Origin of the sequence: Hydrogenimonas sp., assembly GCF_029933015.1 — a bacterium.
In the GTDB taxonomy this organism is placed as follows: domain Bacteria; phylum Campylobacterota; class Campylobacteria; order Campylobacterales; family Hydrogenimonadaceae; genus Hydrogenimonas.
Genome location: NZ_JAOZOZ010000084.1, coordinates 1 through 6,809 on the forward strand (window position 1 = coordinate 1; position 6,809 = coordinate 6,809).

The window sequence follows — 6,809 nt, forward strand, 5'->3', positions numbered from 1 at the left end:
CGAAAAAATGAATGATTGTATGCCTGCCGTCGCCTGAGGGCCCTCTTTCGGCGATATGCTAAAATAGATCCATGAAAGATGAAATCGTAAAAAAAATAAAATATCTTCCCGAAAAGACGAAAGAGAAGTTCTATCTGCGTCTTCGGGAAAAGGCGATCATGCGGACACGGGCGAGACTGGTGGAGAGCCGGGTCGATATCGATACGCTCACCGACGAGGAGCTGGAGATCATCATCGCGGACGAAGAGGACAAACTGGTGGGAGAGTACAAGACGAAAGGACTCCTCGCGCTTCTGGCACTGCTGGGAATCAGCTGGTTCTGAGAGGATAGAGGATGTACCACTATCTCAAATGGGCCGCGGCGAGTCTCTTTTTCAAAAGGAATTTCCGCTATCTGCTGCTGATCGTGTTCGGGTTCGTGGGGATCTACGTGGCCGACGCGGTCTACGAGGATATGGCCCAATACTCCGTCATGACGAAACATACCGAAGATATCAGCCGCTATCTGCTGCTGAAGTGGATCGCGGTGCTCTCTTTCGGCGCTCTGATCGTCTGGGCCATCTTCAGGCTCGGATTTTCCCAGAAAAAGAGGGATAAAAAAGGCGAAGAGAAAAAGAAAAACCCTGTAGCGGAGAACGATCCGTACATGAAACGTCTCGAAAAGTTCAAAACCCCGAAAAAACTCCGCTCCAGAAGCGATTTGACGATAGAGAGAAAGAGAAAAAAACGGTTTTAAAAATGGGGTTCAGATAATATCGGTATAATCCCAAATAAAAGCGTAAGGAGATAGTTTTGAAAAAGATCATGTCACTGTTGCTGCTGTCGGCACTCGTTCTTTCTGCAGGCGAGATCGTCGGAGGATTCGGTCTGAAACTGGGGGATACGTTCGATGACAAGATGATGGAGTCGACCCAGGAGACGGGGACGGGCGAAACGCTTTATGAAGTGATTCCTCCCAAAAAGGTGAAATACTTCCAGAAATATTTCGTCATGACGACCCCTCTAAGCAAAAAGATCCGGCAGATCTGGGGCGTGGGATACTTCACGACGATGGAGGAGTGCCAGAACAATATGGACGTCCTCGTTCTGATCATGGAAAAAAAATACGGTAAATTCGAAAAACCGGAATACGCGACGGAGCAGGTGAAATTCAAGAAGATCGGAGACCGGCAGATTCTGATCAAGTGTACCAAAAGCTTCGCGGGAGGAGACCTCTATCTGCAGTACACCGACGACGAACTCAACCGCCTGAGCAAAGTAGAAAGAGCGGAGATCGAATCAAAAAGCATCGACGCCTCCGCCCTCTGATTTTTAAAAGCCCGGCTCTCGCCGGCTTTTTCTATCTCTTTCCTCCCAGCAGACCCTTGATCGTCTCCTGCAGATCGGCCGGGTAGACGACGAATTTGCTGTTTTCGGAATCCGAAAGTTTTTTCAGCGCTTCGATATAGCGGTCGCCCAGCAGAAACATCGCCCCCATGGGCTGGCCCTCGATGGAGGAGGAGATCTGGCCGATCGCTTCGGCGGAGGCTTCGGCCAGCTTCACCTGGGCTTCGGCCTCTCTTTTGGCCGCTTCCAGCTTTCCGTCGGCTTCGAGGATCATCGCGTTTTTCTTTCCCTCCGCCAGCGTTTCGATGGCGCGCCGTTCCCGTTCGGCGGCCGCCTGCTGCTCCATCGCCTGCTGCATCGAGGGGCTTGGGGTGATGTCCTGGATCTCGACGGTTTTGACGGTGATACCCCAGTCGGCCACGTCGTCGACGATCTGCTCCTTGAGCTTGGCTTTGATCGTTTCACGGTTGGAGAGGGCTTCGTCGAGCTTCATCTCGCCGATGATGGAGCGAAGCGTCGTCATGATGAGGTTCTGGATGGCCAGTTTGAAGTTTTCGACGCCGTAGAGCGCCTTGACCGGATCGGTGATCTTGATGAAGGCCACGGCGTTGGCGATGATGACGGCGTTGTCCTTGGTGATCACCTCCTGTTTGGTGACGTCGAGGATGATGTCCCTCGTCGTCATTTTGGAGCGCACCGAATCGATGAACGGAATGATGATGTTGAGTCCCGGTTTGAGGACTTTGCGAAATTTTCCCAGACGCTCGACGACCCACTCCTCGCCCTGGGGTACGATCCGCACACCCGTGACGAGCACGACGAAAACGGCGATCAGTAAAACGACCGCGATGGATAATCCTGCCATCTCAAGCTCCTTCTATTTTGCTGACTTTGATGATCTGTCCGTAGACACGGTCCACTTTGATCCGGTCGCCTTTGGCGAGTCTCTTTCCGCCGCTGGATTCGACGATCCATACCCTGTCTCCCAGGACCGGCAGTTCGAAATGCGCCCGGTAGCGTCCTTCGCCGAGATCTTCGGTGATGACCCCGGGAATGTCCGCGTACTCCCCTTCGGACTGTCCCACGGTGGGTACGGGCTCGTTTTTTTTGAAAAAGAGAAAGTAGATACCCAGAAGCGCGGCGGAGAGCAGCGTCCAGAGGAAGAGTTCCTGGGTGAAGGTCGTATGGAAAAACCAGTCGACGCCGCCCACGATCAGCGCGGCGATGCCGAACCATATGACGATGAAGCTGGGAATCACGATCTCGGCGGCGACGAGAAGGATGCCCAGGACGATCCAGTGCCACCACAGAACGATGTCGGAAAGAGAAGCCATAAGATCACCTCACACGTTGGCTTTGAAGAAAGTATAGCATGTTTCGGCCCGCGAATACCGCCGGAGGGCGGGGCGCGGTCCACCTGAGAAGGGTCTTAGAACGTGAAGCCGCCGATGAGGCGGAACGCCCAGATGTCGGGTTCGTTGTCCAGGTCGACCCCTTCCCAGGTGGCGGTGCAGTAGTACCCTTTGTGGTTGTAGGAGAGGCGCAGGCCCAGCATCGACATGCTATCCTGCGGCTCGCCGTCGGCGGTTTTGGAGTACTCTTCGTCCAGGTCGAACCAGGTGAAGCGGGTGCCGGCCCAGAGCCCCGGCGCACCCGCCTGGCTCAGGTCGTAGCCGACCTGGGCCTTGTAGCTGTTGGCGTTTCGGAGGCTGCCGGCTTCGAAGAAGTGGAAGATCATGCCGTTGGCGAAGTAGGGGTAGCCGCCCCAGGCGCCCAGTGTCGCGCCCGTCCCCTCGCCGTCGGTGTAGAAACTCGCCCCCGTGGCGAAATCGAAACCGTTTTCGAAACTTCCGTCGAAGCGGAGAGAGTAGATACTGTAACCGATCCCTTCGTTGCCTTCTCTTTTGCCGTAATCCTCCATTTCGCCCACATCTTCGAAGTTGATAAATTGCAGCCCGAAATCGTAGCTGAGGCTCTCCCAGCTGTCGGTGTAGTCGTACTGGGCGAAAAAGGTGTTGTACATGTCGTCACCGTAATACTCCCACAACTGCAGATTGTGATGTTCGGTTGCATAGACCAGCGCGGCGGTGTAGACCCCCTCATCGCCGATTTCGTCCTTGACCTCGTCGGGGAGGAAACTGGCTTCCGACATCGAGGCGTACTCTTCGCTGCCGTCTCGTGCGCCGCTGTCCCAGGGGCCCGCCATCTTGTAGAAGTAGGCGAATCCCCATTTGACGTTGTCGAAGGCGCTGTTGATGTAGTAGGCGGCCTGGAAAGTATCGGCCAGCAGGTACCAGTCGTCGGCGTCGATCATCGGTGTGACGATCTCCTTGGCTCCGATGGCCACTTCGTTGGTCTGGTCTTTGTACCTGAGGTAGGCTTCCTGCAGGATGGCGTAGCTTTTGTTGTCGGTGCCCAGGGCGAAGGTGCGTGTTTCGTAATCGGGGTCGTTGAGACCGAAGTCGGTCACGCCGGCACCCGTGATCTTGCCCGAAAATCCGTTGTAATCCGGGGATTCGACGGAGATTTTTGGCATGAAATAGAAACCTTTGGAGTCGGTGTGCCCCTTGTTGACGCTGCCGTCGTGGCGGCTGCCGGGCGGGTTGTCGTAGTCGTACTGGACCCAGCCTGCCCGCATGTCGCCTGTGACTTTCCACTCCGTGTCGGCGATGAAGATCCCCTCGGCTCTGCGGGTGAGGATCGGTTCGTAGGGGTGATCCTGGTCGACGACCTTGTCGGAGGGCGACATGACCGGTTCGGCGGCAGCGAGCGGCAGGCTTGCCAGAAGCGAAGCCAGGAGGATATGGCGTGTTTCGAGTCTCATTTTTTTCCTTTTACTGGGCGAAGGGGTTCAGCCCCAGTTTTTCGATGATGTAGATCGTCGCCTTCTGGGCCCGGACGCTGTTGCCGTACTTATCCAGCGGCGGAGAGACGACGCCGATGGCGAGTTTGCCGGGAATCACCGTCAAAAGGCCCCCGCCGACGCCGCTCTTGGCCGGTGCACCGGTGGAGTAGAGCCAGTCGCCGGCGTTATCGTAAAGACCCGCTGTCGCCATGACGGCCAGCAGACGGGGGACGTAGGCCTTTTTCAGGACCCGTTTCTTCGTGATGGGGTTGACGCCGTGGTTGGCCAGGGTCGCACCCATGACGCCCAGGTCGTGGGAGGTGACGTTGACGGAGCACTGCTTGGTGTAGACCGTGGTCGCTTCCAGAGGATCGGATCCCATGCGGCCATAGGCGTCGAGGAGTTTGGCGATCGCCTGGTTGCGTTTATTGTCATTGACTTCGGAGACGTAGACCTCTTCGTTGAAGGGGAGTTTGCGGCCCGCGTAGTCGTCCATGTTCCCTTTGATCTTCGCCCACCGCTCTTTGGAGTCTTTGGCCGTTACCCAGCTGGTCGACTGGATGGCACCGGCGTTGACGAAGGGGTTGGAGGCGCTGCCGTTATGCAGTTCGATCGCCATGATCGAGTTGAAAGGGAGCCCCGTGGCGTTGGCGCCGATCTTCTCCTGCAGGAACTTCGCTCCATGCTCCTGCATCACCAGCGAGGCCGTGAAGACTTTGGAGATCGACTGGATCGAGACGGCGGCTTTCGTGTCGCCCGCTTCGAAGACCTTTCCGTCGCGCGTCACGACGGTGATACCGAAGATCTTCGGATCGACGACGGCCAGCGCCTTGATGTAGTCGGCGTTTTTGCCGCTGTCGTCATCTTTGAACTTTTCGTATGCCTCCATGACCGCCTGTTTGATTTTTGCGTCGGTCAGCGTCGAAATACCGGAGACATCCCTTGCAAAGACATTCGACGATAGAAAGAGACCCACCGCGATGACGGTAAAAAGCCTCAAAAAGTTTCTACGTTCTGTGAATAGACCCATCTTTTACTCCTCTTCTATTGATATCCATCCATTTTACTTGTATAAATCTTAATAAATGATGATTATTAATGTGAAACTTTCAATGTGTTACAATGATTTCGAGAAATTATGAGGTTTTTGCATCACGGCAGAGGGAAGGAGCACCGGTGGATCACAGAGCGAAGCATCACTCCCATCATCGAAGAGTGGAACGGAAAAAGATAGTGCTTTGGAGCCTCACCCTGCTGACGGGAGTTCTGATGTGGTTCATGCCGGTGCCGGAGGGGCTGAAGCCGGAGGCGTGGAGACTCTTCGCCGTCTTTTTCACGACCATCCTCTCCATCATCGTGGGCCTGCTGCCGATTCTGGTGGCGTCGGTGCTGGCGCTTTCGGTGACGGTGCTCAGCGGCCTTCTGAGTACCGAGCAGGCTTACAGCGGATTTTCCCAGAATTTCATCCTGCTCATCGTCGTCGCCTTTCTCGTCTCCCAGGCGGTGGTCAAATCGGGACTCGGGAAACGGATCGCGATGCACATCATCCGCCGCTTCGGCCGCTCCACCCTGGGGCTTGCCTACTCGATGATGGCCACCGACATCATGATCGCGCCCGCTTTTCCCTCCAACACGGCGCGCTCGGGCGTCCTCTTTCCCATCGTCCAGTCGCTGGCCCACGACAGCGGCTCCAAAGTGGCCGATGGCACCCGCAAAAAGTTGGGAGCCTATCTGATGATGAACATGATGGTGAGCCTCTCGATCAGTTCGACCATCTGGTTTACGGCGATGGCGGCCAATCCCCTCGGTGCCGAGATGGCGCGGAAATTCGGTGTCGAGATCACGTTCGGCAACTGGCTTCTGGCCGCCGTGGTGCCGGGTCTCGTCGCCTTTTTTCTGGCGCCTCTGGTCTTGATGAGGATCTATCCGCCGGACGTGAAGGAGACGCCCGACGCCCCGGCCAGGGCGCAGGAGGCGCTGGAGAAGATGGGGCCGGTCCACCGCAACGAGTGGATCACCGGCATCGTCTTCGTGACGATGGTCGTGCTATGGGCCCTTTCGGGCATCCTGCCCATCGACAAGACCGCCGTCGCTTTCGCCGGACTGGGTATTCTGATGGTGGCCAATATCTTCACGATGGCCGACATGCGCCATCAGGGAGAGGCCCTCAGCACGCTGATCTGGTTTTCGGTGCTCTTTACCCTCAGCGCCTACCTCGACAGATTCGGCTTCATGGCCTATGTGGGGGAACACATCGCCCACGGTATCGAAGGGTTCGGCTGGCCCGTGGTCTACGGCGTGCTGATACTCGCCTATGTCCTGATCCACTACCTCTTCGTCTCCCAGACGGCCCAGATGCTGGCTCTCTACGGCATCTTTCTCGAAGTGGGGATCAACGCCGGCGTACCGCCCATGCTGATGGCGTTGATGCTGCTTTTCGCCACCAATTTCAACGCCGTCATCACACCCCAGGGATCCTCGGCCAACGTCATCTTCGTCAGTTCCGAATATATGACTTCCAAGGAGATCTACCGCAACGGCTTTTTCATGACGATGCTCAATACGGCGATCTTCATGGGGATCGGGACGTTTTGGATACTGTTGGTTTTTTGAGCAAGGGATACGGTGAACGGTGAAC

The 6,809-nt window shown here is 56.2% G+C and carries 8 protein-coding genes; 4 read left to right on the plus strand and 4 right to left on the minus strand.

Translation table 11 applies throughout. The features are described from left to right. Nucleotides 1-71: 71 nt before the first annotated feature. From Q1K23_RS06550 to Q1K23_RS06560, 3 genes are read left to right on the plus strand one after another with little or no spacing between them, the layout of a single operon-like run. Entirely contained in the window at nt 72-323 is a 252-nt protein-coding gene (locus Q1K23_RS06550) for a hypothetical protein (RefSeq protein ID WP_300363343.1), read from the plus strand. 11 nt (nt 324-334) lie between these two features. Then, entirely contained in the window at nt 335-736 is a 402-nt protein-coding gene (locus tag Q1K23_RS06555; RefSeq protein ID WP_300363344.1) for a hypothetical protein, read from the plus strand. Between the two features lie 56 nt (nt 737-792). After that, nucleotides 793-1,308: a hypothetical protein gene (locus tag Q1K23_RS06560; RefSeq protein WP_300363345.1), complete on the plus strand. Its 516-nt coding sequence runs from the start codon at nt 793-795 to the stop codon at nt 1,306-1,308. Nucleotides 1,309-1,339: 31 nt separating this feature from the next. Here the strand turns inward: Q1K23_RS06560 and Q1K23_RS06565 are convergent, their stop codons facing one another. The 4 genes from Q1K23_RS06565 to glsA form a co-directional block, all read right to left on the minus strand. Continuing rightward, nucleotides 1,340-2,191 carry an SPFH domain-containing protein gene (locus tag Q1K23_RS06565; RefSeq protein ID WP_300363346.1) on the minus strand — a complete coding sequence of 284 codons (852 nt, stop codon included), beginning with the start codon at nt 2,189-2,191 and terminating at the stop codon, nt 1,340-1,342. Nucleotide 2,192: 1 nt separating this feature from the next. Next, on the minus strand, nt 2,193-2,660 hold the full coding sequence (locus Q1K23_RS06570; RefSeq protein ID WP_300363347.1) for an NfeD family protein: 468 nt from the start codon (nt 2,658-2,660) through the stop codon (nt 2,193-2,195). 95 nt (nt 2,661-2,755) lie between these two features. Then, nucleotides 2,756-4,150, minus strand: coding sequence for an OprD family outer membrane porin (locus Q1K23_RS06575; RefSeq protein ID WP_300363348.1), 1,395 nt, complete (start codon nt 4,148-4,150; stop codon nt 2,756-2,758). Between the two features lie 10 nt (nt 4,151-4,160). After that, nucleotides 4,161-5,201, minus strand: coding sequence for a glutaminase A (gene glsA / locus Q1K23_RS06580; RefSeq protein WP_300363349.1), 1,041 nt, complete (start codon nt 5,199-5,201; stop codon nt 4,161-4,163). 146 nt (nt 5,202-5,347) lie between these two features. Between glsA and Q1K23_RS06585 the strand changes: the two genes are divergently transcribed. Beyond that, complete coding sequence (locus Q1K23_RS06585) at nt 5,348-6,784, plus strand: DASS family sodium-coupled anion symporter (RefSeq protein WP_300363350.1); 1,437 nt, start codon at nt 5,348-5,350, stop codon at nt 6,782-6,784. Nucleotides 6,785-6,809: the final 25 nt, after the last annotated feature.

What these genes read in the sequence shown, in the direction of transcription:
- Q1K23_RS06550 (WP_300363343.1), top strand. Translation starts at nt 72, where the DNA reads ATGAAAGATGAAATCGTAAAAAAAATAAAATATCTTCCCGAAAAGACG.
- Q1K23_RS06555 (WP_300363344.1), top strand. Translation starts at nt 335, where the DNA reads ATGTACCACTATCTCAAATGGGCCGCGGCGAGTCTCTTTTTCAAAAGG.
- Q1K23_RS06565 (WP_300363346.1), bottom strand. Translation starts at nt 2,191, where the DNA reads ATGGCAGGATTATCCATCGCGGTCGTTTTACTGATCGCCGTTTTCGTC.
- Q1K23_RS06570 (WP_300363347.1), bottom strand. Translation starts at nt 2,660, where the DNA reads ATGGCTTCTCTTTCCGACATCGTTCTGTGGTGGCACTGGATCGTCCTG.
- Q1K23_RS06575 (WP_300363348.1), bottom strand. Translation starts at nt 4,150, where the DNA reads ATGAGACTCGAAACACGCCATATCCTCCTGGCTTCGCTTCTGGCAAGC.
- glsA (WP_300363349.1), bottom strand. Translation starts at nt 5,201, where the DNA reads ATGGGTCTATTCACAGAACGTAGAAACTTTTTGAGGCTTTTTACCGTC.